We start from the raw sequence: 25,878 nt of genomic DNA, 5'->3' as shown, positions 1-25,878 counted from the left end.
AATGATCAAAGATCCGTATAGCGGTCGATTTGTTGCAGGGTGATTTCGCGCGCGTCGGCGTCTTGGCTGATGGCGCGATACCAATCGGTGGTCCATTCGAGCAGCCTGTCGCCGGTCAACCGGTCGGACCAGCCGAGGAGCTGACGGGCTTTGCTGGAATCGACGGCGAGCGTCGCCATTTCGATATTGCCGTCGAGCGGCACATGTTCCCAACCGGCATCATCCGACAGCGAGCGCAGCATTGTATCGGCGATAGCGCCGACGGTGAGATGCTCGCCAGGCTTCGGCCCAAAATTCAGTGCCCGGGGCAGGTCGTGCCCTTCCACCAGCTGCTGCGCATAGACGAAATAGCCGCACAGGCAGTCGAGTACATGCTGCCAGGGGCGCGTCGCCTGTGGCATGCGCAGGATTAGCTTCTCGCCGCGCACCGCCGCGCGCACGATGTCTGGCACGATACGGTCGGCCGCATAGTCGCCGCCGCCGATCACATTGCCGCCGCGTGCGGTGGCGACTTTCACGCCATTCTTTTCGAAATAGCTTTTGGCGAAAGCGCGGGTGATCAGTTCCGCCGCGGCCTTCGAGGCGGAATAGGGGTCCTTGCCGCCAAGCTCATCATGCTCGCCGAAGGCCAGGCCCTGATCGTCATTGGCGTAGACCTTGTCGGACGTGACGATGAGGACAGCCTCAAGCCCTTCGACCGCGCGCAGGGCATCGAGCACCTGCGCCGTGCCCAGAACATTGGTGGCGATCGTATCAACAGGCTCGGCCAGCGCGCGTCGCACGATCGGCTGTGCGGCGAGATGCAGGACGATCTGCGGCCGGACGCGGGCGACCACGCTTTCGACCATCGAGCGGTCGCGCAGATCGCCGATCACCGATGTGATGTCATTGCCGACTTGCGCCAGATCGAACAGCGCCGGGTCCGTGTCCGGAGGCAGGGCCAAGCCAGTGACCTTGGCGCCGAGCTTGGTCAGCCACAGCGCCGCCCAGCTGCCCTTGAAGCCGGTTTGTCCGGTCAGCAGAACGCGCTTGTTGGCCCAGAAGGCGGGATCGGGCAGCACGGATTTCTCGCCGGCCATCATGCCCACACTTTCCACGGCGGCTTACCGCTCGACCACAAGCTCTCAAGCTGCGTCTTGTCGCGCAGCGTGTCCATCGGCTGCCAGAAACCGTGATGGCGCCAAGCCATCAATTCATTGGTTGAGGCCAGAGCTTCTAATGGCTTGCTTTCCCAGGCCATCGAATCGTCGGTGACGAGGTCGACCACATCGGGATTGAGCACGAAGAAGCCGCCGTTGATGAAGGCATTGTCGCCCGGTGGCTTCTCGACGAATTCCGTCACCTGGTCGCCGTTAAAGCGCAACGCGCCATAGCGGCCGGGCGGGATCACGGCGGTCAGTGTCGCGCGCTTGCCGTGCTGGCGATGAAAATCCACCGTCTTGCCGATGTCTATATTGCCGACGCCGTCACCATAGGTGAAGCAGAACGGCTCGTTCGGATCGAGAAAATGCGCCACCCGCTTCAGCCGTCCGCCGGTCATCGTCTGTTCGCCGGTATCGACCAGGGTCACTGTCCACGGCTCGGCCGTGGTCGAGTGATGGGTGATCGTATTGGCGCGGGCATCGATGGTGATGTCGGAATTATGCAGCACGTAGTTGGCGAAATATTCCTTGATCATATAGCCGCGGTAGCCAAGGCAGATGATGAAATCATTGATGCCATGGTGCGAATAGATCTTCATGATGTGCCACAGGATCGGCCGACCGCCGATCTCGATCATGGGCTTGGGGCGCAGGTGGGATTCCTCGGAAATCCGGGTTCCCATGCCGCCTGCGAGTATGACTGCTCTCATTTGTGCAAAAACTCATTCGAAATTCGAGTTTGTCTATAGCGGCTTGCCCATGCCATTACAAACCGGGCAGGGCGTCACCCGGCCGTGGAAGCTAAATCTAACTGTCTGAAATCATGGCCGGAAAAAAGTCGGTACTGCGTCGCACCCTGAATGTGCGCTGGCTCCGCTGGGCCGGCATGCGCGCTCTCGTAAAAATTGCGCCGCCGCTCGGCCGGGCTTTCTCCTTCCCCCTCGTCTCCCGCGCCGCCGTGGAGAACGCCGCCCGGGTGATCGAAAACGTCGCCGAGCCGTTCGGTTTGACCGCCAGCGCGGCGCAGGTAGAGACCATCCTGCGGCCGGCCATGGCGAATGATCTGGGCGACACCAGCACCTATCCCCAGGGGCGTTCGACCCTGTTTTCTCAAGGTGCGATTCTCGAAGGCTGCGATATCGCTGGCCATACCAACACGATCTTGCGTCGTTCCGACACGGCGCTGATGCATTTTCGCGATGGCACGCCCGATTGGAATTTGGCCAAGCCGGTTCGGCTGCGTGAGCGGCGCATACCGCCTGGTCTCTACAGAGTGTGCGAGAGCGGCAGCCATTACTTCCATTTCATCGCCAATGATGTGCTACCGCTGCTGCATTATCTCGACCATTTCCATCCCAAGGGCGAGATTTTGAATGTCGTGCATTCAAGCGGCGAGGCGACGTTCAAGCGCGAAGGGCTGCGTGCTTTGGCCGCTGCTTATCCCGATGTCCGTCTGGTCGAGATGCAGCCTGATGAAAAGCTCACGGGCGGTTCAGTTTTGTGGCTCATCCGCATTGCCGCGACCCACGAATGGTTACCGGTCGATCGCGCTGAGGCGGATCGCTGGCGCGACATTCTGCTGGCCCATTATCCATCGCGCCCCGAGACGCAAGCCGCCTCGCGGATATTCGTCGGGCGTGGCAAGAGCAAGCTGCGCCGTCTCACGAATGAAAGCGACATCGCCGCTATGCTCGCGGCCGACGGCTTTCAGAGTTTTGCGCCTGATGCCAATGACCAGCGCGGCCAGATCGAGGCCTTCCGGGATGCCGATGTCATCGTCGCCGTCCATGGCGCGGCGCTGACCAACATCCTGTTTTGCCGGCCGGGCACACGGATCGTTGAAATTTTCCCCGGCAATTTCATCAAGAGCCCCTATTTCTGGCTGTCCCGCCGTCTCGGGCTCGATTATTCGGCCGTTTTTGGCGGCAAGGGCGACTATTGGCAGGCCTTTTCGGTCGAACCGGCGCTGCTTCAGGCGGAAATACGGCGAATTCTTGCCGGTTTGCCACCAGCGGATGGGTTGAGTAAGGAACCGTCCGCATCGGCGGTGCCCCCGTTCCCCCCGCCGGATTGATGGATCATGGCTGCAATCACCATAGGCGTTCCGGTTTATAATGAGGAGGTTCTGCTGGAGCGAGCGCTGGAAGCGCTGCGCACCCAGCCGTTCACCGACGTCGAAATCCTCATTTATGACAACGCCTCCACCGATGCGACGCCGGAGATTGCCCAGCGCTTTGTCGCCCGTGATTCGCGCTTTCGCTATTTCCGGCAGACAGAGAATCGCGGCGCGCTGTTGAATTTCAACGATGTGCTGAACGCGGCCACCTCGCCTTACTTCCTGTGGCGGGCTTGCGACGATCAGGTCGAACCGGATTTTGTCGGCAAGCTCCATGCGGCGCTCGAAGCCAATCCCGATAAGCTGATGGCCGGCGCCCGCGTTATTTCGTGCGATCTTGACGGTGCCCATCCGCGCACCTTTCCGGTGCCGCAGGTCGGTCCAGGCACCGGGCCGCTGACGCGCTGGAAACTGTTGTTCCAGTCGCATCCAAGCTGGATCTATTGCCTGTTCCGCCGTGAGCCTCTGGTGGCACGGATGAACACGGTGGTGACGCGCTATCGCCACCAATGGGCGGCCGATCATCTCACCTTGTTTCCCTATCTCTTCGACAACACGGCGCTCGGTGTTGATACCGTCACGTTCAATCAGGTTTTGCGGCGCATCCGTCCGGGAGGCGCAAAACGTCGTCCGCGCGTCGAAGTCGAATTGGCGCTGATGGAAGATCTGCGCAGCCGCTTTCTCGCGGTGCTGCGCGATGATCTGGCTGAGCGTAAGATCGGCGGCGTGTCAGCTCTGTTCTACCGTTGGATGGTGTGGGCCTATACGGGCAAGCGCGTCTACAAGTTCCGCAAGGTGATCCGCCGCCGCTTCAAGCGTGACGTACTCGGCATCGCCGAAAAGGGCGGGCTGGTTTCGCAATGAGCGCCGATTTTACCATTCTGGGCGCTTCGGGCTTCATCGGTGGCGCGCTGGTGAAACATTTGCGCGGGCAGGGCCGCTCAGTGCGGGCGATCAATCGTCATGATCATGGCGATGGACTGCCGCTCGATGAGCCCCTCGGCCATGTGATCTACGCCATCGGCGTCACCGCTGATTTTCGCACGCGCCCCTTCGACACGATGGAAGCGCATGTGACGCAGATCACGAAACTGCTGCGCCAGGGCACGTTTGCTTCACTGACCTATCTGTCGTCGACGCGTGTCTATGAAGGCAATCTGCGCACCAACGAGGCGGCGGCGATCTCGGTCAGCCCGGCTTCGCCGAGCGCTCTCTATAACATCAGCAAGATTGCTGGCGAGAGTGTCTGCCTCAACAGCGGCCATCCGCAGATACGTATCGTCCGCCTGTCCAATGTCGTTGGCGGCGATAGCAAGCAGGATTCGTTTCTCGATCAGCTCTTGCACGAGGGGCTGCAAAGCGGCGCCATTGCGCTGCACAGCCATCCAGATTCAGCCAAGGACTATATCGCGCTCGACGATGCGCTGGGCTTGATATCAGCCATTTCCGAGCGCGGCCGCGAAACCATTTATAATGTCGCCAGCGGCGCCCAAACCAGTCACCGCCAGGTGCTGGAAGCAATCGCCCGGCAGACCGGTTGGTCGATGGTCATGGACGAGGCTGCCGCGCGCACCGATTTCCCGCCGATCGATGTGGCCAGGATCACGTCCGAGTTCGGATTTGTGCCGGCGCCCTTCACCGCTTATTTTGCCGATTATATCAAAAGGACGCTGCAGTCCCGGAAGGATCAATAATGACGTATTTCGAAACCACACCGGGCGCGCATGCCGATTATCGCGACGAGAAGCGCCAGCGGATCGAAGCCTTGGCCAAGGACGAAGAGTTCCGCCAGCTGTCGAACCAATGGCGGGCGATGGCGCTCGACCGCAAATATATGAACAACTTCTCCTGGTGGTCGCGCCCGCTGATCCAGCTGCCGGGCGACATGGTGGCCATGCAGGAACTCGTTCTGGCGATCCAGCCGGACATTATCGTCGAGTGCGGCATTGCCCACGGTGGTGCGGTCCTCATGTATGCCTCATTGCTTGAAGTGTTGGGCAAGGGTGAGGTGGTCGGCGTCGACATTGAAATCCGCGCTCACAATCGCCAGGCGATCGAAAGCCATCCGATGGCCAAGCGCGTCACCCTGATCGAGGGATCGTCCACTGACGCGGCCACAGCTGCCAAGGTGAAGGAACGGGTCGCCGGTAAGAAGACCGTGCTCGTCTGCCTCGACTCCAACCACACCCACGATCATGTGCTGAAGGAGCTTGAGCTTTACGCGCCGCTGGTCACCAGCGGCAGCTATTGCGTCGTCTTCGACACTTTCATCGAGGACATGCCCGACGACTTCGTCTGGACCGATCGGCCGTGGGCCAAGGGCAACAATCCGAAGACCGCGATCCATGCCTATCTGAAGTCCCATCCGGAATTCGAGATCGACAAGTCGATCGAGGATAAGGTTCTGCTGACGTCGGCGCCGGACGGTTTCCTGCGGCGCAAATAAGAAGCCAGACAGGCATCATGATCGAGATCGCTGCCACCGCCCGCGTTTCGCCGCTCGCCGATATCGAAGATTCGGTGCGTGGCACGCGCATCGTGATCGGCGACAATGTCGTCATCGATTCGTTTGTGAAGGTGAAACCGGCTGGCGGTGCGGGCGATCTCGTTATCGGGCCGCGCTCGGTCATCAATTCCGGCTGTGTCCTCTACACGGGCAACGGCATCAGCATTGGCGCCGATTGCGCGGTCGCCGCCAATTGCACCTTCGCCCCTACCAACCACAATTACGCGCAGCGTGACGTGCCGTTTAATCGCCAGGGCTTCCTGCCGTCGCGCGGCGGTATCCTCATCGAGGATGACGTCTGGATCGGCGCCAATTGCGTCCTGCTCGACGGAACGGTGATTCGGCGTGGCGTCGTGATAGGCGCCGGCTCGCTCGTGCGGGGCGAGATCGAAGCCTATGCGATCATGGCTGGGAACCCGCTGCGCCGGATTGGCGTGCGGGGCGGCTGACGGAGCGAATCGGGAACCGGCTAAAAAGCGGGGCCGCGGGTTCTCGGTGGGAGAGAACCGCACGGCCCCTTGGCGGCGGTGCCAGCGGTTGGGGACGGGGTACGCCGCTGACACAGGCATCATGGCCCGGGGCGGCCTAAGCGACAGTTGGACCGACCAGCGGCGAAGCGTTAACCAGCGGCAATCTTAACCCCGGGTTAAGCCAACCAGGGTGGTGCGGAGGGCGTGGAAACGTAGTGGCAGGTAGGCTGCGACGTTGCGGCGCAGGGGCGGCCAAAAGTTAATAAAATCGCGCACAAGTGGCGCGATAAATTAACCACACTTGCTACCTTTAATGAGCTGTGTCCAAGTTAGTCTTTCGGTAAGTATCGAAATTAACTAGATTTCTTCCGTATTAGTAGACAGTAAAAACGAGCTGGGCGTTGAATCCCGTCTGGCGCGTGACGAACGTCAGTGTTAATGCAGGCGCGGTTAGTTTGAAGGGACTCATGAGAGTATTTTGTCTGCTTGTTGTGGCCGTCTCCCTGGCGGGCTGCGCGAATCCCGTGGCTGGCCCCAGCGCGGAGGAGGTCATGGTTCAGGCCACGGCTCAGGCCGTGACCGCCGATGGCCAAGCTGCAGGTCTGGTGACGCGTTACGAGCTGGTCGACGTCAGCGATCCGGTTCTGAGTATTCTGGCGCGTCGGGGTCCCGACAGCCTGCGCAGCAGTTTTGGCGATTACCGCCCTTCGGCCGAGCCGACCATCGGCGTCGGCGACTATATTTCCGTGACGATCTGGGAAGCTGCCCCCGGTGGTCTGTTCTCTGGCCCCGCGGTTCTCGGCCCGGTCAACGCCGGCTCGAAGAGCGCGACCATGCCGGACCAGCCGGTTGGCCGTGACGGCTCCATCACCGTGCCTTACGCCGGCCGTATCCGCGTTGCCGGTCAGTATCCGCGCAATGTGGAAAAGACCGTCGAGCAGGCGCTTGAAGGCAAGGCGATCCAGCCGCAGGTCATCGTCAACGTCACCCGACCGGTGAGCAGTTCGGTGACGATCACCGGCGAGGTCGCCGGCGGCGCCCGCATCCCGCTGACCGTGCGGGGCGATAAGGTGCTGGACGTGATCGCCACGGCCGGCGGCTTGCGTGGGCCGTCCTACGAAACTTTCGTGCAGTTGACCCGTGGCAATCGCACGGCGCGCGTTCCGTTTACGCGTGTCATGAACGATCCGCGTGAGAATATTTATCTGCGCGCCGACGACGTTCTGGCGGTGCTGCGTGAGCCGCAGTACTTCATGGCGGTCGGCGCGACCGGCGCCAATGCGCAGGTTCCGTTCGAAGCCGGTGGCATGACCTTGTCGCAGGCGATCGCCAAGGTCGGCGGCCTTCAGGACTTCCGGGCTGACCCGAAGGGCGTGTTCATCTTCCGCTATGAGCCCGATAACATTGCCCGCATGCTTCGTCCCAACAGCTCCCTACTGGGGCAGGGCGCGGTGCCGGTCGTCTATCGGATCGACATGAGCGACGCCAACAACATCTTCCTGGCGCAGCGTTTCCCCATGTTCCACCGCGACGTGTTGTACATCTCGAACTCGCCGAACTACGACAGCCGCAAGACGTTGGATATGATCAACGCAGCCATGATGCCGTTCGCGAACCTCGCCTCGGTCGCCTCGAGTGGCGCGGCGGTCTACAACATCACCAAGAAATAAGCCTCTCGGCGACCGGCTTAGGCCGGTCGCCTTTGATGGATACGAAACGGCCGGCGAAAGCCGGCCGTTTGCGTTTCAGGAATGGCGTTGAACGGAGGGGCTAGCTGAACGCGCGGGTGCGCACGTCGCTGGTCTTGCCTGGGACTTTGCCGGTGGCTTTGCCTTTGTGGCGCAGGTTGTCAGCCACCCGTGTGACACCGGCCAGGAGGTCGTCGGTGACCATGGCCCAGCTACGCACTTTGAAATTGCGGCGCACCATCTTGGTCCAATCGGCCAGATCGGTACGATCCATGATCGCCCGTTCGATGGTGGTTTGGGCCGCTTTTGTATCGAAGGGGTCGATATAGCGCGCCAGCGCGCCGCCGACTTCCGGCATCGAGCTCAGTTTCGATGTGATGCACGGCTTGCCATAGGCAAGGCTTTCGCTCACCGGCAAGCCCCAGCCTTCGACGAAGCTTGGGAAGACGGTGAACATGCAATTGCGATAGAGATGGGCGAGGCGGGCTTCTGAAATACCACCCATGACGAGGATCTTGCCGTCGACGAAGCCCGAGTTTTCCAGCGCGCGGCGAAACGGTTTGATTTTCCATCCCCATTTGCCGACGAGGACGAGGGTCGGGATCTTGCCGTTGTATTTCTTGTGCAACGCCGCCCAGACATCGAGCAGCAGCATATGGTTCTTGCGGATTTCCAGCGTTCCAACGCTGAGCACATATTCGCGCGGCAGCTTGGCGATGAATTCAGCGTCCGCCGCAGCGACCGCATGGGGAAGTTCCTGCGCCAACGGTACGGAGATGACGGGGACAGAGCGTTTCAATTTGCTCGTCATCGCCTTCTTCAGCTCGCTGGCGACATAGCCTGATGTCGCGCAGGCGAAATCGATGATCGACATCACCCGGTTGAATTGCACGCGATAGGCGATGGAATGGACGAAGACAAAGTAATCGGGGTGAGTCAGCGGGATGACATCGTGAACGAACACGCCGATCTTGACGCCCTGTGCCTTCAGTTCCGTGATCGTCTTGGCGTAGGAGGTGAAGATCCAGAACACGCCGAGGGTGAGGAAGACGTCGCCGTCCTTGAAGGTCGCTTCTGGTGATGTCTCGGCGATGGCGTGCAGAAGCTCGTTGAGCCGGCTACGCGAAATCTTTGGATGGTTGACCTCGTCGATCAGGTCCGACAGCAGGTCGAGAGGCACCGTATGGGCGGTGCCGATCTTGCGGCCGCAGAAACCCATCTGCACGCCTTCGGCCATATGCGACTGCAAGACCGAAACGATGACGCCGACTTGAACGCGTTGGATGCCGGTCAGGTTGAGGTTGCGGCGCAGGAAGCGCAGCACGTCGGAAATATCGAGGAAGATCGAGTGGGTGGCATTATCGCCCAGCGCCTTGCGAAAGCTGTCGACGCTGTGGGCGACGCGCTGGCGCTCGTCGCTTGTCAATTCAATCCGCGGCTTCAGCGCCTTGGCCGTGCGCCATTGATGCAGGGCGCCCAGCCGCCGTCCGTCGCGGTCAAGCGCGCGCCCCAATTGCAGGCGTGCCCGCGCGTCGCCGGGGCGCAGCGCTACGGCCTTGCGCAATATCTCCTGCGCCCGCACGGGATCGTCGAGATTGAGCCAACATTCGCCGAGACCCAGCCAGTTCTTGAAGTTCTCGCCATCCTTGTTGACGAGCTGTTCGAACGATTTCTTGGCTGATGCCCATTTGCCATTGGCATGGGAGACGGTTGCCTCCCGCCGCAATTGCGAGAGATCGTCACTCCAGGAAATCGGTACCTGCTGTTTTACGAGTGGCGATACAGCCTTCATGTGGCAACCTTGGACAATGACCGACCAGCGGCCAGTGTTGCGGGGTAAACGCTACTCTCCTGGTGCAGGCACCGGCGGTTGGTCTTCATGGGCAATCTGTTTGGCGGTTGTGATGGCGCCGACGAAAACAGAAACGACGCCAATAACGAAGAGGATGAGTGCGCCTATGTCGAATACGGACAGGGGGCCAATTGCCGGCACGCGATATTGCTGCGGTCCGACGGTATAAGCCACACCGTGCATGACAAGCATGAGAATGCGAAGTTCCGTCGGGCCGAAGCCCGCGTAGGAAATCTGCATGACCCGCGTCGCTTGCATGCGGATGTAGGTGTACACCGAGACCATTAAATAGGCGATCAGCACCAGGCAGGCGACGTCGAAGCGCATATAGATCGACAGGCCGAGGCCGAAGGCGACGACCATCTGCGAGAAGATATCGGACGTATGGTCGACGAAGAAACCGTAGCGCGGGCGTTCGATGCCGCGATAGCGGGCCAGGTTGCCGTCGAGGGAGTCGCCGACCCAGTTGATGAACAGGCCGAAACTGGAACCGATCAGAAACAAGGGCGACCAGACCGTGGCCGCGTAGCAGACGCCCGTGAACACAGCGCCGGCGACGCCGAGCATCGTCAGGTGGTCGGGCATGATCCAGGCTGGCGTCCGCGCGGCCATGGCCCGCAGCAGGGGTTTCTCCCAACGGCCGACCGCACTGTCGTGAATTCGGTTGTAGCTCCGCGTGGCGGGGCCGGCATTATCAGTCATATAGAATCGAACCTTGTCCCGGTCGCCCGTCGCCACCTTGGGTCACGCGGCTTTCTAATTGCTTTCCGACGCGATGGGAAACGCAAACCGCTGCTTTGCCGCTGCTTGTTAAATTGGCATGATTTGGCCTGAATCTACAGGAGAAAGTGGCGGTTTAGTCTTCATTAAGCCTAACGAATGATGATCGGCTGTGAACGGTTTTCACGAGTAGGCGGTCATGAGCGGTGTATCGGACGACGATTTTGCGCAGATTTTGGCCTCGGAGGGGGCGGCTCGGGCGCAGAGCAAACCGGTCAAGGCCAGGCTTCTGCCCAGGGATGGACAGCCCGGCGCGGACGCACCGCCCTTTTCTTTCACCTATTCAGCGGCGCCGCGGCCCTGGCTCCGCCTGTCGCTGCAGGTGGCGACCATCGCCGTCGCGGCCGCCGTCGGCTGGTACTCCGGCGCCCATGCCCCACGCGATCACGCGATGGGGGCCGATTTGGCGCAATTTAGCACCCGCCTCGCTGCCGTCGAAGACCAAGCCCGGGAGCGTGAGGCGGCTCTGCATCAGCAACATGCCGCTGACCTGAGCGCGCTGCGCAAGCTGGTGGAAGGTGCGGGCAAAGATATCGAGACGCTACGCAACGGCCAGCGGCTGGTTCAGGCCCAGCGCGACGAAGCCAATTTGAAACTAACCCAGCTCACCGAGCGGCTCGACAAGCTTGAAGCGGGGCAGGCGCCGACGGGGTCCATTGCCCGTCCCGCGCCGCAAGCCCAAGTCTGGCCCCAGATTCCCCCGCAAGGTACGGCTCAAGGCGGCTCTCAAACGTCGCGGCCGGTCGCTGCCAAGAATAATTTCCCGGCTTCGGCCACGCCTCCGGCGCCGCGTTTACGGTCGGGGCCGCCGCCGGGCGGTTACGTGCTGGGTGAAGTTCGTAATGGCAGCGCGGTGGTTCATAGCCATCGCGGTCCGGTGGATGTGTGGCCCGGTACGCTACTGCCGGGCGCGGGTCGGGTGGAGGCGATTCTCCGTCGCAACGGCCAATGGGTGGTTACGACCACCAATGGCGAAATCGACGCGGACGGCTACTGAGCGCACTTCGCTCGCAAATGCCTCGACGGAATCGTCGAGCGCTATGAAGGCGCGTCCAAATAAGGATCCAAGCAAAATCACGTTTCTACCGAAACGTGATTTGCTCTAGCCGGTTGTTTGGGCCGGTGCCGTTTCTTCGGATTTCAGCCGGCTCAGCAGGTTGAGCAGCGAGCGATCATGCAAGACGATCATGCGTTCGCGCGGCTTCAGCCAGTCCGCTGCTTCAGTGATTGTTTCGGCATCGTTGAGTTTGGCCTCGGCGACCGCTCGGGCGGGGTCAACCACGCCGCGCTTGTGCCGTTCAAGGCTGGGCAGCATCGCCTCATGCAGCGCGCGGAACTTGCTGTCGCCATGCACGGCCTTGATGGAGTCGACTTCGACACTCTCGTCCGGCGTGAGCCTTGTCATAAGTTCGCTCGCCCGGGTCGCAACCCGCGGTGGCGAGGTTTCTTCCGGCGTCACCAGAATGCCCAGACGACGCAGCGCGAGTCCGATCCACAATTGACCGCTGGCCCAGGAGATGACAATGGCCAGAATCAAACCAGCGATCGTTGGCGACATCCAGGCGACGAGCGACGGTGAAATCAGATAGCCGGCGATCAGGGTCAGGAAGCCAAGCGCCACGTGCGAGCGGTGGCGGCGCACGATATGAAGGATCGGAATCGAGCCGTCGTCGCGCCGCTGCGGTTGCCAGCCGGTGTCGCGGCCGGAGACGATCTGCAAGACGGCGCCGGTCTGGATGACCATCATGATCGGCGCGATCAGCGCCGAGAAAATCAACTCGATGATGAAAGAGGCCGATAGGCCGATCACGCCGCCCGTCACGCGCCGCGTCGGCGCGCGGAAGAGGGCATAGAGCAGGCCCATGAATTTTGGCGCCAGCAGCACCGCCATGGTCACCCCGAACAGTTTCAAGGCGCGTTCGTAGTCGAATATCGGCCAGTCCGGGAACATAGCGAATTCGTGGGTGAAATATTCCGGGCGAATGAAGCTCGCTTGCAGCACCAGGGCGATACCAACGAGCAGTTGTGCCATCCAGACCGGTGAGGACAGATAGCCCATGATGCCGGTGGTGAAATGCTGGCGGCTGGCGAGCTTCAGTTTCTTGGTCAGGAGCAGGCGCGTGTGCTGCAGATTGCCCTGGCACCAGCGCCGGTCGCGGGCGGCGATGTCGATCAGCGAGGGCGGGCTCTCTTCATAGCTGCCGCCGAGCGCCGGCAGCATGTAGACGGCATAGCCGGCGCGCACCAACAAGGCCGCCTCGACGAAATCATGGCTGAGGATATGGCCGCCGAACGGCGGCTTGCCGCGCAGGTTCGGCAGGCCGCAGCAGGCCGCGAAGGCCCGCGTGCGGATGATGGCGTTATGGCCCCAGTAATTGCCTTTGCGGCCCGACCAGAGCGCCAGGCCCGCCGCGATAATCGGTCCGTAGATGCGCGCTGCGAACTGCTGCAACCGGGCCAGGAACGTGTTGCGGTTCATGATCAGCGGCAAGGTCTGGATGATGCCAGCGTCGGGGTCGGCCTCCATCGCGGCCACCAGGGCAACGATCGTCGGGCCGGCCATCAGGCTGTCGGCATCGAGCACGACCATGTGCTCGTAGTGGCCACCCCAGCGGGTGACGAAATCAGCGATATTGCCGGCTTTGCGCGCCGTATTGTTGGGGCGATGCCGATAATAAACATTGGCGGTGTCGCCAATCTGCGCGCGCAGGGCCTCGAAGGCCCTTTCCTCGGCGATCCAGACTTCCGGGTTGGTCGTGTCGGACAGGAAGAACCAGTCGAAATGATCGTCGCGCCCGGTGCGCTGCACGTCCTCGATCATCGCCTGCAAGGCGCCGAAGACGCGCTCGGGCGCCTCGTTGTAGATCGGCATGACGACGGCGGTGCGGGTCGTCAGGGTGGGGGCGACACCTGGCTTGTTGCGGTTATGCAGGAACAGCCAGATGAAACCGCCGATCGCACTCATGAAAGACAGGGCGATCCAGGAGAAGTTGATGGTGAACAGCACCAGCAACGCCCATTTCAGCGCGGTGATCGAGCCGACGTTGATGACGCCGTACATTTCATTGGCGCCATAGGCGGTGAGGGCCACGCCGCCGCCGAAAACCAGCACGCGCGCCGCCCAAGTGCTCCAATCCTCGCCCTGGCGGGTCGCCTTGTAAGCCGTGGCAGGATCGAAGGTCGCCAGCGATTGCTGTGGCATGGCCAGCGGCGCCTCGGCGGGCATGGCCGATTGCAAACGAGGATCCTGCACGTTGCTGCTGGCTTGGTCCGTTGGCGCGGAAAGGTGATCGGTCACGGAGTCCATCTGAATAACCAGGTTTCGCTAACAGGCTTGCCGTTGGATTCGAGGAGCAGCCGCAACTCGCACGCCTGCTCGTTGCCGGCGTCCACGTCGAGGGTGATCCGCGCCGCTTTTTCCTCGCGCGCCAGCACTTGGCGCACAGCGACGATCGTACCCATGGCGGCGGTGGCCTGCGGGGTCACATTCGGCGAGGCTTTTTCATCGCCCAGAATATCGCCGGTGAATTCGATTTGGAACCGTCGCCGTCTGGCATTGGTCGGTGTGCCAGGGGAGCGGCCCGACCGCGAGCGGACGGCAATGGCGAAGGGCGGCCGCTCGGGCGGCGTCCAGCACCAATATTGACGGTAGGCGAAGGCGGCCTCGGCCCCGGCCGCCAGGCTGTTGCGCGAGCGCCAATAGGCGACAATGTTCTGATTGGTCTGCGCCTCCGCCGGAATTTCCAGCAAGGTGACGAAGCCCGGCCCCCAGTCGCCGATGGGTTCGACCCAGAGAGACGGGCGCCGCTCCCAGTGCTGATCGTCATCCATGAAGGCAGCGAAGTTGCGGTCGCGCTGCAGCAGGCCGAAACCGCGCGGATTTTCATCGACAAAGGCCGACACCTGCAACGTCTGACGGTTGGAGGCCGGCCGCCAGATCCATTCCCCCTTGCCGGAGAGCATGGACAGACCTGATATGTCGTAGACCCCGGGGCGCACGTCATCGCCACGCCGGCGGTCGATCTGACCGTAGAGATAGGTGCCCTGCATCGTCGCCAGACCGTAGTGATCGACGGCGACGCGCGGAAACAGCGTGCATTCGGTGTCCACAATGGTCATCTCGCCCGGCCGCAGCGTGAAGCGGTAGGCGCCAACGACACTGTCGGAATCGAGGATGGCGTGAACGACGATCAGATTGGCCGCCAGCACCGGTCGCTCGATCCAGGTGGCGACGAAATTGGGAAACTCCTCGGCCTTGGTGTCGGCGGTGCGGATCGAAAGGCCGCGCGCTGCAACGCCGGGCGTCTGCCCCCGTGCGATCGTTTGATAGAAACCGGCGCTGTAGAAGATCGCGGCCTCGCGTGTGCCCTCGCTACCGGTCTGTAGAATACGGAAGCCGGCGAAGCCAAGATCGCGCTTATCGGTGGGGGCTGCGTTCTTGCCGAAGGTGAAGTCGGACGGGTCATAATTGACGCGAACCGTATTGCCGTTTTCGACGATGAAAATCTGCATCGGCGCGTTGAAGATGAAACCGCGATGCAGGGGTTCTATGGCATAGCCGGTCTGGGCGCCGGCCCAGATGTTAGAGTCGGGCAGCCGGCGAATTTGGGCATATTGCTCATAGTTGAGATTTTGCAGGCTCTCCGGCAGGTCTATCGCCGTGCGCCGTATCGGCTGTTTCGACATCGCCCGCGCCAGGTCGATAACCTTGCCGGGATCGAAAGGCCCGGTGGCAAGGAGGGCCGCGGCAGCCTCGATCCCGTTCTGGGTCTGCGCCGCGGCAGGAGTAGAGAGGAGCGTGTTCGAGGGCAGGGCGGCCCCGGCGGCCAGTTTCAGAAAATCCCTACGCCGATACATGAATGCACTTCTATCCTAGTCGTCTCAGCGATCCTGCGCGCCTTGATCTCCATATATCAAATCGCTACGTCAATGCGACGACTTTTGACTGGCGAACCTCCGAATTGGAGTTCCACCGGGCTTGGTGTCCGAAAGACGCGTCAAACCCAGAAATCGAGGGCAAAATCGCGTTTCAGTTGAAACACATTTGCCCTAAAACCCGGTTCCCGCGGTGAATCTGCCCGGAATATGTCCAGAATGTGTGGAGATGTGCAGCTGATGGCCACCGCCAGCGCCCAACGAACCTGTCTGTCCGTCGTTCTCGCGGCGGGTGAAGGTACCCGAATGAAATCGGTATTGCCGAAGGTCCTGCATCGGATCGCCGGCCGGTCGATGCTGGGCCACGCGGTTTCGGCCGTGCATCGTGCCGAGACGGGCAATGTCCTGGCGGTGGTGATTGGCCCCGACCGCGACGACGTGGCCGCCGAAGTCCGCCGATTCGCCGACACCGCCGAAAGCTTCATCCAGACCGAGAGACGCGGCACCGCCCATGCGGTGTTGGCGGCGCGTCCGGCTCTGGAACGGGGTTTTGATGATCTCGTCGTGATGTTTGGCGATACCCCCCTGGTGCGGCCCGAGACCATCGACCGGATGCGCGCCGCGCTGGCTGGTGGAGCAGCGGTCGCCGTCATGGGCTTCGAGGCGCAGGATCCGACAGGCTACGGCCGGCTGATCGTCGAGAACGGCGCGCTGGTCGCCATTCGCGAACAGAAGGATGCCAGCGAGGCCGAGCGGGCGATCCGTCTCGCCAACGGCGGCATCATGGCGCTCGACGGCCGCAAGGCGTTGGCGATTCTCGATGCCATCGGCAGCAACAACGCGCAGAACGAATATTACCTGACCGATGCTGTTGCAGTGGCCCATGCCCAGGGCCTGCGCTGCGCCGTGGTGATGGCGGCCGCCGACGAGGTGATGGGCGTCAACGATCGCGTCCAGCTCGCCGCCGCCGAAGCCCTCATGCAGGAGCGGTTGCGCGACGCGGCCATGCGCGCCGGCGCCACTTTGATCGCGCCGCAGACCGTGTTCCTGTCGAGCGACACGCGCCTCGGCAAGGATGTCCTGATCGAGCCGAACGTCTGGTTCGGCCCGGGCGTCACGGTCGCCGATGGCGTCGTCATCCACGCTTTTTCCCATCTGGAAGGGGCGCAGGTGGAGAGCGGCGTCCATGCCGGTCCTTTCGCGCGGCTGCGCCCAGGCACCCGGCTCGGCAAGGATGCGAAGGTCGGCAATTTCGTTGAGATCAAAGCCGCCGATGTTGGGCCGGGCGCCAAGATCAGCCATCTGAGCTATATCGGCGATGCCAAAGTGGGCGCTGAGGCCAATATCGGCGCCGGCACGATCACCTGCAATTATGATGGCTTCGACAAGGCGCTGACCGAAATTGGGGCCGGCGCTTTCATTGGTTCCAATTCCGCGCTCGTCGCGCCGGTGAAGATCGGCGACGGCGCCTATGTCGGCTCGGGCTCGGTGATCACCGACGAGGTCGAGCCCGATGCACTGGCCGTGGCGCGCGGCCGGCAGGTGGCAAAGCCCGGCTGGGCAGCCAAGTTTCGTGCGGACCGGGTGGGGCGGCCTAAAAAGCGTTAACTCCCCAAAAGCGTTAACTCCAACGTGAATTCCACCCAGCACAGGCAATAAATAGTCACGTAATGTGACTTCGGCGCGGCCCGTTCCCTGCTTTATGCAGGCGCTGGCTTGAGAGGATCGGTCTCGATGTGCGGTATTGTGGGTATCATTGGCACAACGCCCGTCGCCGGGCAGATTGTCGAGGCGCTGAAGCGTCTCGAATACCGCGGGTATGATTCTGCCGGTATTGCGACTTTGGAAAACGGCAAGCTGGAGCGTCGGCGTGCCGAAGGCAAGCTGCGCAATCTGGAAGCGCGCCTGGGCGAACAGCCGCTCGGCGGCGTGATCGGTATTGGTCACACCCGCTGGGCGACCCATGGTCGTCCCACCGAAAACAACGCGCATCCCCATGCCACCCAACGCGTTGCCGTGGTCCATAACGGCATCATCGAGAATTTCCGCGAATTGCGTGACGAGCTGGCCGCGCGCGGCCATGTCTTTGCCACCGAGACCGATACGGAAGTGGTGGCGCATCTCGTCACCGATGAGATGAACAAGGGCAAGTCGCCGCGCGAAGCGGTGGCCGCGGCGCTGCCGCGTCTGCATGGCGCTTTCGCGCTGGCTTTCCTCTTCAACGGCGAGAACGATATCCTCATTGGCGCGCGTCAGGGCGCGCCGCTCGCCATCGGCTATGGCGACGGCGAAATGTTTTTGGGCTCCGACGCATTGGCTCTGGCGCCCTTCACCGACACCATTACCTATCTTGAGGACGGCGATTGGGCCGTGCTGACCCGTTCGGGCGCCGAGTTTTTCGACGCCGACAATCGGCCGGTGCAACGTGCGCGGCAGAAGAGCCAAGCCTCGGCCTATTTGATCGACAAGGGCAACCATCGCCATTTCATGGCGAAGGAAATTCACGAACAGCCGGAAGTGGTCGGCCGCACCCTGGCGCACTACCTCGATATGTCGGCTGGCCGTGTGCGCCTGCCGTTCGATCTGCCGTTCGATCCCGCCAAACTGTCGCGCATCACCATCACCGCTTGCGGCACAGCTTATTATGCCGGGCTCACGGCGAAATATTGGTTCGAGAAATTCGCCCGCATTCCCGTCGAGATCGACGTCGCCTCGGAGTTTCGCTATCGCGATGCGCCGATGCAGGACGGCGGCCTGATGATCGTCGTCTCGCAATCAGGCGAAACGGCCGACACTCTGGCCTCGTTGCGCTATGCGCGTGCCAACGGCCAGCATGTTCTCTCGGTGGTCAATGTCCCCACGTCGACGATCGCGCGCGAAAGCGATATTGCCGCTTTGACCTTGGCGGGGCCGGAGATCGGCGTCGCGTCCACCAAGGCGTTCACGTGCCAGTTGTCGGTGCTCGCCTGTCTGGCGCTTGCCTTCGGCCGCGCGCGCGGCACTCTCCCCGACGCGATGGAGCAGCGGCTTGTCGCCGATCTGATCAATGTGCCGGGCCTGATGGCGGAAGCGATCAAGCGCGAGGTCAATCTCGAACAGCTCGCAGGCACTCTGTCGAAAGCCAAGGATGTTCTTTATCTCGGGCGCGGCACCAGTTTCCCGCTGGCGCTCGAAGGCGCGCTGAAGCTCAAGGAAATCTCTTATATTCATGCCGAAGGCTATGCCGCCGGCGAATTGAAACACGGGCCGATCGCGCTCATCGACGAGGACATGCCGGTCATTGTCATCGCGCCGCACGATCCGGTCTATGAAAAGACCGTGTCCAATATGCAGGAGGTTGCCGCACGCGGCGGTCGCATCGTGCTGATTGCCGATCAGCGCGCGGCCGAGGAAGCGTCGATCGCCTTTGAAGCGGTGGTGCCGATGCAGGCGATGCCGAGCGAATTCGCGCCGATCGTCTATGCGGTGCCCGTGCAGCTGCTCGCCTATCACACGGCGGTTTTCATGGGCAAAGATGTCGATCAGCCACGTAATCTGGCGAAGAGCGTCACGGTCGAATAGCGCGTGCTCAGCGACGCAGGCATGATCCTGCGTCGCTGGTTTCGCCGTTATTTCTTCCGGTAGACGAGTAGGGTCTCGTACATGCCGACCTTCTCGACCGGGCTGTCTTTCTCCCACTCGGCGACGATCCGCAGCGCCGCGTCATAGGCGAAGGAGCCACTGTAGAACAGGATAGTGCCGCCCGACTTGGTCTTGTCGGTCAGCATATCGAGGACTTGGCGGTCGGTCAGCGCGCCATAGGCGTCGTTCTTCTCGGTACGGAACTCGCAGAGATGGAACAGGGTGACGACCTCGAACTGCGGCAGTAGCCGCGCGTCGAGCTGATAGATGTCGCCAAAGAAGGTCTTGTAGGTCTTCTCCACATCCGGCCGCTCGATGGCGAGCTGCACGAAGGTCTCATATTCTTGCGGAGAAGCGGTGATGCCCAAGACGGCATTGTTGCTGCCATTTTCAGCGGTGCGGATGCCGACGATGTGGTGGCCGCCGGTGCCGAAGTGGAAGATCGCCGCATTGGTGAGCTTCTCTTTCTCCAGCCAGTCGCAGAATTGGACGTCGCACGGACACTCGTCCACCCGCAGGTCCCAATAGGCGTCCCAGATATGCAGTCTTGCTTCACCCGCCATTCAAAACTCCCTTTGGTATTGTATATTTCAACGTTGTCTGGCGCTGTCGGTTACGATGGACAGCACGGGCGTTTCGGCCGCTGCTTCACGTAGCATCATTCCGCCGCCTGAATTGCCGATGAATAAGTGTCGTTCGAATCGGCTCGAGACGCCACCATGGCCGCCGGTGTTGATGATGGTCGTGTTCGGGCAGCTGTCGATCAGCGCATCGATGATCTCGATCTGTCCGGCTTCGTCGAACACCGATAATGTGTCGTCCAGAATGATGATATCGGGCTGCTGCAGGATGGTGCGGGCAAAGGCGATGCGCTGCCGCTCGCTCGCCGATAGGGCTTGATCCCAGCGCGTACTCTCATCGAGGCGCGGGCGCAGATACAGGATGCCGCAATTGGTCAGGACCGCGTCGAGGGCCTCGGGGCTGATGTCGTTGGTCAACGCCGGATAGGTGAGGGCTTCGCGCAGCGGCCCGGCGGGCAGGAAAGGCGTTGCTGGCAGGAACTGCACGCGCGCGTTTTCAGGTAGCAGAATGGCGCCGGCGCCCCACGGCCAGAGGCCGGCAATGGCGCGCAGCAGAACGCTCTTGCCTGAACCAGCTTCGCCCGAAAGCATGATTCTCGAGCTGGGCGGAATAACCGCTTCCGCTTGTTCGATGACGACGCGGCCATTGCGATCGGTCAGCCGTAGGCTGGCCAGATGCAGGGCGCCGTCGCCGCTGACACCGCGCGACACCAAGGGCATGCCGTTGGCGGTGACGCGATCCTGATCGTCGAAGGCATCGGCCAGTTCGACGACGCGATGGGCCGAGGCGAACCATTCGGCGATGGCGCGGTAGTTGTCGACCAGCCAGGCGATGGCGACCTGCACCTGCGCGAAGGCGGAAGCAAGCTGCATCACTTCGCCCAGGCTCAACTCGCCGGAGAGATATTTCGGAGCGGCCAGCAGCAGCGGCACCACGGGAATGAGCGCGCTGTTGGCGTTCATTACCCAGGTGATATTGCCGTGCTGGCGCACGAGCTGCAGCCACTGCCGCACCAGACCACTATAAGTGGTGTCGAGCCGCGCCCGCGCTGCGGTTTCGCCGCCGGCCATGATCACGCCCTCAGCGTTTTCACGCAGCCGGATCATCTCGAAACGGAACCGGGCCTCGGCTTCGTTCTTCGCCGCCGCGACACCAGCCAGCTTGCGGCCGACGATCGGAATGAGGGTTGAGACGGTGACGCCATAGAGTAGGGCGCCAATCACCATGAAGGCGGGAATGCGATAATTCTCGCCCCATAGGGTCACGTTGAGCGCCCCACCAACCGACCACAGGATGCTGAAGAAGGCGGCGGCGGCGAGCGTCGCGGTGAACAGGCCGATGGCGAAATCCGTCAGCGGTTCTGTCGCCATGCGCACGTCATCGGAGATGCGATACTCCGGATTGGGCATCCGCGTTCCGGTCGACAGGCGGTAGAAGCGCTGGCGGCGCATCCAGCGGTCGAGCAGGCGCTTGGTGCACCATTCACGCCAGCGCACCTGCAAAGTCTCGCGGGTGATGACGATACCGACGCCGATGGCGGCGACACAGCCGATCAGCCCCATGAAGGCCACCACCGCGAGCATAGCGGAGGTGCCGTCGCGATGCTCCAACGCGTCGAAAAACCAGCGGTGCCATCGGTTGGTGGCAACGTCGACGCCAAGCTTGAGCACGAGAAAAAGTGCGAGCGCGATCGTCCAGGTCCAGGCGGTGCGAGCGGCGGCGCCGCGCCAAAAGCCGCCTGCGAAGCGGTTGAAGCGGAGAGCTGTAGCCCGGTCAAATCCGGGAGCGGGGGTGGATGGTCCTGCGCTGGCGGGATCGGACATCCATCAAACCTGCTTTAAAATCCGTTGCATGCTGGCGTCCCGTTTCCCGCCTCCCTATGGCAGTGTTCCATACACTGTCGGCGGCGGGTTCGGCAAACCTGGGGTAAAGCAGGGGACAGCCTGTCAGTTTCGCGCGCGCGCCTGCCCATGTTTGCAGCTTGAACGTTGGTCGGCGCCGGGGCATGGTCGCGCGCGGTCCGGCGCGTAATCCAGATTGTCCGGAACCAGATTGTGATGCGGATGACCGAAAAAGCCTCGCCGACGCCTATTTCGACAGAATCCAGCGTTTTTCCGCCGCCGCTGCCGCCACCGGTGGTGATGCGGTCTGGCTTCGGGGCCCGGATTCGCACCTGGTTCCTCACCGGCCTCATCATCGCGGGGCCTCTGGCGGTGACGGCCTGGATCGTCTGGTGGTTCGTTCGGACGATCGATGGCTGGGTGAAGCCGCTGGTTCCGCAGTACTTCTGGCCCGACACTTACATGCCGGTAGAAATTCCCGGCGTCGGCGTCATCATGGCTTTCGTCGGCCTGACCCTGCTCGGGTTCCTCACAGCCAATCTCGCCGGCCGCACCCTGTTGCGCATGGGTGAATACATGCTCGACCGCATGCCGGTCGTGCGCGGCATCTACAAGAGCGTGAAACAGATTTTCGAAACGGTGTTCTCGCAGTCGGGCACCGGCTTTCGTAAAGTGGGTCTCGTGCAATATCCGGCTAAGGGCATGTGGTCGGTGGTGTTCATCTCGACGCCGCCATCGAGTTCGGTCGCCGATAAACTGCCGCCGGATGTCAATTATATCTCGGTCTTCCTGCCCTGTACGCCCAACCCCACCACCGGTTTCTATTTCTATCTGCCGGTGAGTGAAGTGATCGAAGTGTCGCTGAGCCCCGACGAGGCGGCGAAACTGATCATGTCCGCTGGTCTCATCCAGCCCGAAGGCCAGGCGAAACTGGCGGCCATGGCAGTCGAAGGCAAAACGCTGGAAGTAATGCCGGGCTAGAGCAAATTGCGTTTCGTTGGAAACGCAATTTTGTTCTAGGGGCGATCCATCGCGGCGAGAGCTTCCGGCCCAGTCATCACATCACCGAACTGTTGGATGATGGTTTCGAGCGTGGCGCGATGCTCGTCGTCGGAGAGGGTGGCGCAGCAGTCCGACAGCATGACCACCTTGAAGTCGAGCATCATCGCGTCGCGCGCCGTCGACTCGCAGCAGACATTGGTCTTGGTGCCGGCGATGAGCACAGTGTCGATGTCGAGATTGCGCAGGATCCGCTCCAGGTTGGAGGCGTTGGAGATCAGTGCGCTGTAGCGGTTCTTGAACACGGTGATGTCGTCGTTGGAGCGATCGAGATCACGCCAAACCTGCTGACGACCAGGCGACAGGCTTTCGATGGTTTTCTGGCGCACGCCGCCACCGACCACGTGATTGAAGAACAATTCCCAATCGCTGCGTTCGCCGAATTGCGAATTGGCATGCAGCACGAAGATCACTTTGCCGCCGCGCTCGCGCAGGCCTCGCGCCACCACATTGATCGGCGCGACGATGTCGCGTGATGCCGCGACTTCCGCCGGGCTGCCTGGCGCGCAGAACGTGTCCTGCATATCGATGACGATGAGCGCGGTGCGCTTCGCATCGAGCGTGTCGAACCAACGCAGACGGCCACGGCGCGCGACAACCCGGTCGATGATTTCCTGACGGATGGACACCTGATGCATCTGGCGTGAACCTTACTGTTTTGCGGCACTATCTCTGCCCTTGGAGAACCTAGGCTTTAGCATTCGCCAGGCGGGCACAGCAATGCGTCAACCCGCCTTCATCAGCCCGATGGCCTCGTCGCGTCCGAACAGATAGAGCAGGATCCGCAGCGCTTCACCGCGTGGCGAGGCCAGCTCCGGGTCCCGCGTGATGATCAGGCGGGCATCGTCGCGTGCCGCCTGCAATAGCTCGCCATGCACTTCCGGCTGCGCCAGACGGAAGCCGGGCATGCCCGATTGGCGTGTGCCCAGCACCTCGCCTTCACCGCGCAGTCGCAGGTCTTCCTCGGCGATCAAGAAACCATCCTCGGTCTGGCGCATGATCTCTATGCGCGCCTTGGCGGTTTCGCCGAGCGGCGTTTTGTAGAGCAGCAAGCAGGAGGATTTGGCGCTGCCGCGCCCGACACGGCCGCGCAGCTGATGCAATTGCGCCAGGCCGAAGCGCTCCGCATGCTCGATCACCATGATGCTGGCTTCCGGCACGTCAACGCCGACTTCCACCACCGTGGTCGAGACCAGAACCTGGGTTTCGCCACGCTGGAAGCGCGCCATGGCTTCGTCTTTTTCGCGTGGCTTCATCTTGCCGTGGATAAGCCCGGCGCGATCGCCGAACATTTGGTGCAGAGTTTCGTAGCGATCCTGCGCCGCCGCCACGTCGAGCAATTCGCTTTCCTCGACCAGCGGGCAGATCCAGTAGACGCGCTGGCCGTTCGCCAGCGCCCGCTCCAATCCATTCACCACGTCGTCGATGCGATCGAGCGGCAGGGCGCGGGTGTCGATGGGAGAGCGGCCGGCGGGCTTTTCCCGCAGGGTCGATGTGTCCATGTCGCCGAAATAGGTCAGCACCAGCGTGCGCGGGATCGGCGTCGCCGTCATCACCAGCATGTCGACAGCGTCGCCCTTGCGGCCGATGGCCAGGCGTTGATGCACACCAAAGCGGTGCTGTTCGTCGATGACGACCAAAGCCAGATCGCGGAACACCACATTCTCGCTGAACAGCGCATGGGTGCCGATGGCGATATCGATCTCGCCGGCTTCGAGTGCCTTCAAAGTGCGGTTGCGTTCGGAGGCTTTGTCGCGGCCGGTGAGAACACCGAGCCGCAGGCCGGCGGCCTCCGCCAGCGGCATCAGCCGTTCGTAATGCTGGCGGGCGAGGATTTCCGTCGGCGCCATCATCGCCGCCTGCCGGCCTGCCTCGACCACATGCGCCATGGAGAGCAGCGCGACCAGCGTCTTGCCGGCGCCGACATCGCCCTGCAGCAGCCGCAGCATGCCCTTGTCCGACGACAGGTCGGCGCGGATTTCCTCGACGCTGCGCTGTTGCGACGGCGTCAACGTGAACGGCAATGCCGCGATGATGCGCTCGGCAATACGGCCGTCGCCGACGCTGGCGCGTCCGCGTGTCTCGCGCATGCGCGAACGCACCAGGCCGAGCGCCACCTGGCTGGCGAGCAATTCGTCGTAAGCCAGGCGCATGCGCGCCGGTGAGGTCGGCTCGATCACCTGTGGATTTTGTGGGTAGTGGACGCTGCGCAGCGCCGTGTCGAAAGTGGAAAAGCCGCGCGCTTTCATCCAGGCTGGATCGTTCCATTCCGGCAGGGCTGGCAGCAGATTCAAGGCGCCTTCGACGGCGCGCTGCACATTGCGCTGGAACAGGCCTTCGGTCAGGCCATAGACCGGTTCGACCGGCGGCAGTTTGGCGAGGCCCGCCGCATCGAGCACCCGATCGGGATGGACCATCTGCAGATGCCCCTCCCACAATTCGAGCTTGCCCGACACCCAGCGCGTTTCGCCGAGCGGCAGCATCCGCTCGATCCATTGGTGATTGGCGAGAAAGAAGACGAGTTCGACATCGCCGGTGTCGTCTTCGACGATGACACGAAAGGGTGCTTTCGAATTTCGCCCGCCGGGCGGCCGATGTTCCGCCACCCGCACTTCGAGGGTGACGATGGTGCCGGGCTCCGCGTCGCGGATTTTCGGCCGCGCCCGCCGGTCGATCGTGCTGTTTGGCAGATGAAACAAGAGGTCGGCGATGCGTGCCTCGCCCTGGTCGTCAACCAGCAGGCGATCGAACAGTTTTCCTGTTTTTGGCCCGATGCCGCTCAGGGAACGGACGGGCGCGAACAGGGGATTGAGAAGGGCGGGGCGCATCCTCCGGGTGTAGCCGCGCTCTCCGGTGTCGACAAGTTGGCAGCAGTCTCGGGCCGCACAAGCAATTGGGCCTGACATCCCCGTCCCGAGGCTTTATATGACGGCTGCCGACCCGCGGTCCATTTTGGACCGGCGGGTGCCTTTGTTTGCCGAACCGCTTGTTTTGCAAACCGCTTCTTTTGCGAACTGCTTCTGTGATGGAGTGATCATGCCCGAAAGCCAGCGCAGCAGCGCCGATCTCGACCCGCGCCGTCGCCGGGTGCTCTACCGCTGCTGGCATCGCGGCATGCGCGAGGTCGACATTCTGCTGGGCAGCTTCGCCGACGCCCATATCGCCGGCCTTGAGGCGGCGGAGCTCGACGATATCGAAGCTCTGATGGAATGTCCCGATCGCGACATTTTCGCCTGGTTTGTCGGCGAACGCCCAGTGCCAGCCAATCTCGACACCGCCGTCTTCCGCAAGATCAAGCTCTTTCACACCCATGATCGGCCGATCCATTCGTGATCGCTGGTCCGCT

The 25,878-nt window shown here is 62.1% G+C and carries 21 protein-coding genes; 11 read left to right on the top strand and 10 right to left on the bottom strand.

What is annotated here, in order from left to right:
• Positions 1-5: 5 nt before the first annotated feature.
• Complete coding sequence (rfbG, locus tag BLW50_RS11880; protein WP_244544215.1) at positions 6-1,082, bottom strand: CDP-glucose 4,6-dehydratase; 1,077 nt, start codon at positions 1,080-1,082, stop codon at positions 6-8.
• Positions 1,079-1,852 (bottom strand): glucose-1-phosphate cytidylyltransferase, encoded by a 774-nt coding sequence (gene rfbF / locus BLW50_RS11875; RefSeq protein ID WP_090702232.1) that lies wholly within the window; start codon positions 1,850-1,852, stop codon positions 1,079-1,081. Before rfbF ends, rfbG begins: the two co-directional genes overlap by 4 nt.
• 113 nt (positions 1,853-1,965) lie before the next feature.
• Between rfbF and BLW50_RS11870 the strand changes: the two genes are divergently transcribed.
• From BLW50_RS11870 to BLW50_RS11845, 6 genes are all read left to right on the top strand, one after another.
• Positions 1,966-3,216, top strand: a complete 1,251-nt coding sequence (locus tag BLW50_RS11870; RefSeq protein ID WP_090702230.1) for a glycosyltransferase family 61 protein — start codon at positions 1,966-1,968, stop codon at positions 3,214-3,216.
• 6 nt (positions 3,217-3,222) lie between these two features.
• Positions 3,223-4,122, top strand: coding sequence for a glycosyltransferase family 2 protein (locus BLW50_RS11865; protein ID WP_090702227.1), 900 nt, complete (start codon positions 3,223-3,225; stop codon positions 4,120-4,122).
• The gene (locus BLW50_RS11860) at positions 4,119-4,952 is read left to right on the top strand and encodes an NAD-dependent epimerase/dehydratase family protein (protein ID WP_090702224.1); all 834 of its coding nucleotides are present in this window, start codon (positions 4,119-4,121) and stop codon (positions 4,950-4,952) included. The genes BLW50_RS11865 and BLW50_RS11860 overlap by 4 nt, the downstream gene beginning before the upstream one ends.
• Positions 4,952-5,704, top strand: coding sequence for a cephalosporin hydroxylase family protein (locus BLW50_RS11855; protein ID WP_090702222.1), 753 nt, complete (start codon positions 4,952-4,954; stop codon positions 5,702-5,704). The genes BLW50_RS11860 and BLW50_RS11855 overlap by 1 nt, the downstream gene beginning before the upstream one ends.
• A gap of 17 nt (positions 5,705-5,721) precedes the next feature.
• Positions 5,722-6,213 (top strand): acyltransferase, encoded by a 492-nt coding sequence (locus BLW50_RS11850; protein WP_090702219.1) that lies wholly within the window; start codon positions 5,722-5,724, stop codon positions 6,211-6,213.
• A gap of 488 nt (positions 6,214-6,701) precedes the next feature.
• Positions 6,702-7,904: a polysaccharide biosynthesis/export family protein gene (locus BLW50_RS11845; RefSeq protein ID WP_090702216.1), complete on the top strand. Its 1,203-nt coding sequence runs from the start codon at positions 6,702-6,704 to the stop codon at positions 7,902-7,904.
• A 100-nt stretch (positions 7,905-8,004) separates the two neighbouring features.
• Here the strand turns inward: BLW50_RS11845 and BLW50_RS11840 are convergent, their stop codons facing one another.
• Positions 8,005-9,714 (bottom strand): glycosyltransferase, encoded by a 1,710-nt coding sequence (locus tag BLW50_RS11840; RefSeq protein ID WP_090702213.1) that lies wholly within the window; start codon positions 9,712-9,714, stop codon positions 8,005-8,007.
• 51 nt (positions 9,715-9,765) lie between these two features.
• On the bottom strand, positions 9,766-10,476 hold the full coding sequence (locus BLW50_RS11835) for a CDP-alcohol phosphatidyltransferase family protein (RefSeq protein ID WP_090702209.1): 711 nt from the start codon (positions 10,474-10,476) through the stop codon (positions 9,766-9,768).
• A gap of 217 nt (positions 10,477-10,693) precedes the next feature.
• On the opposite strand from BLW50_RS11835, the gene BLW50_RS11830 reads away from it, so the two are divergent.
• On the top strand, positions 10,694-11,551 hold the full coding sequence (locus BLW50_RS11830) for a hypothetical protein (protein ID WP_090702204.1): 858 nt from the start codon (positions 10,694-10,696) through the stop codon (positions 11,549-11,551).
• Positions 11,552-11,656: 105 nt separating this feature from the next.
• On the opposite strand, the gene mdoH is transcribed toward BLW50_RS11830, so the two are convergent.
• Both mdoH and BLW50_RS11820 read right to left on the bottom strand, forming a co-directional pair.
• Entirely contained in the window at positions 11,657-13,861 is a 2,205-nt protein-coding gene (gene mdoH, locus BLW50_RS11825) for a glucans biosynthesis glucosyltransferase MdoH (RefSeq protein ID WP_090702200.1), read from the bottom strand.
• Entirely contained in the window at positions 13,849-15,411 is a 1,563-nt protein-coding gene (locus BLW50_RS11820) for an OpgD/OpgG family glucan biosynthesis protein (protein WP_090702197.1), read from the bottom strand. The genes mdoH and BLW50_RS11820 overlap by 13 nt, the downstream gene beginning before the upstream one ends.
• A 258-nt stretch (positions 15,412-15,669) precedes the next feature.
• On the opposite strand from BLW50_RS11820, the gene glmU reads away from it, so the two are divergent.
• Positions 15,670-17,037 (top strand): bifunctional UDP-N-acetylglucosamine diphosphorylase/glucosamine-1-phosphate N-acetyltransferase GlmU, encoded by a 1,368-nt coding sequence (gene glmU, locus BLW50_RS11815; RefSeq protein WP_090702193.1) that lies wholly within the window; start codon positions 15,670-15,672, stop codon positions 17,035-17,037.
• Between the two features lie 126 nt (positions 17,038-17,163).
• On the top strand, positions 17,164-18,990 hold the full coding sequence (glmS, locus tag BLW50_RS11810; RefSeq protein WP_090702190.1) for a glutamine--fructose-6-phosphate transaminase (isomerizing): 1,827 nt from the start codon (positions 17,164-17,166) through the stop codon (positions 18,988-18,990).
• Positions 18,991-19,037: 47 nt separating this feature from the next.
• Here the strand turns inward: glmS and BLW50_RS11805 are convergent, their stop codons facing one another.
• Together BLW50_RS11805 and BLW50_RS11800 are read right to left on the bottom strand one after the other, a co-directional pair.
• Complete coding sequence (locus BLW50_RS11805; protein WP_210186071.1) at positions 19,038-19,613, bottom strand: hypothetical protein; 576 nt, start codon at positions 19,611-19,613, stop codon at positions 19,038-19,040.
• Between the two features lie 27 nt (positions 19,614-19,640).
• Positions 19,641-21,455, bottom strand: a complete 1,815-nt coding sequence (locus tag BLW50_RS11800) for an ABC transporter ATP-binding protein/permease (RefSeq protein WP_090702187.1) — start codon at positions 21,453-21,455, stop codon at positions 19,641-19,643.
• Between the two features lie 318 nt (positions 21,456-21,773).
• On the opposite strand from BLW50_RS11800, the gene BLW50_RS11795 reads away from it, so the two are divergent.
• Complete coding sequence (locus BLW50_RS11795) at positions 21,774-22,454, top strand: DUF502 domain-containing protein (RefSeq protein ID WP_090709019.1); 681 nt, start codon at positions 21,774-21,776, stop codon at positions 22,452-22,454.
• A 35-nt stretch (positions 22,455-22,489) separates the two neighbouring features.
• Here the strand turns inward: BLW50_RS11795 and BLW50_RS11790 are convergent, their stop codons facing one another.
• Both BLW50_RS11790 and recG read right to left on the bottom strand, forming a co-directional pair.
• Positions 22,490-23,170, bottom strand: a complete 681-nt coding sequence (locus tag BLW50_RS11790; protein ID WP_090702183.1) for an isochorismatase family protein — start codon at positions 23,168-23,170, stop codon at positions 22,490-22,492.
• A gap of 87 nt (positions 23,171-23,257) precedes the next feature.
• The gene (gene recG, locus BLW50_RS11785; protein WP_090702181.1) at positions 23,258-25,360 is read right to left on the bottom strand and encodes an ATP-dependent DNA helicase RecG; all 2,103 of its coding nucleotides are present in this window, start codon (positions 25,358-25,360) and stop codon (positions 23,258-23,260) included.
• A gap of 208 nt (positions 25,361-25,568) precedes the next feature.
• On the opposite strand from recG, the gene BLW50_RS11780 reads away from it, so the two are divergent.
• Positions 25,569-25,865, top strand: a complete 297-nt coding sequence (locus BLW50_RS11780) for a succinate dehydrogenase assembly factor 2 (protein ID WP_090709017.1) — start codon at positions 25,569-25,571, stop codon at positions 25,863-25,865.
• The last annotated feature ends 13 nt before the right edge of the window (positions 25,866-25,878 follow it).

Origin of the sequence: Beijerinckia sp. 28-YEA-48 (assembly GCF_900104955.1) — a bacterium.
Lineage (GTDB): Bacteria > Pseudomonadota > Alphaproteobacteria > Rhizobiales > Beijerinckiaceae > Terripilifer.
The sequence above is the reverse complement of the archived record's forward strand: the minus strand, read 5'-3'. Positions and strand labels throughout refer to the sequence as shown.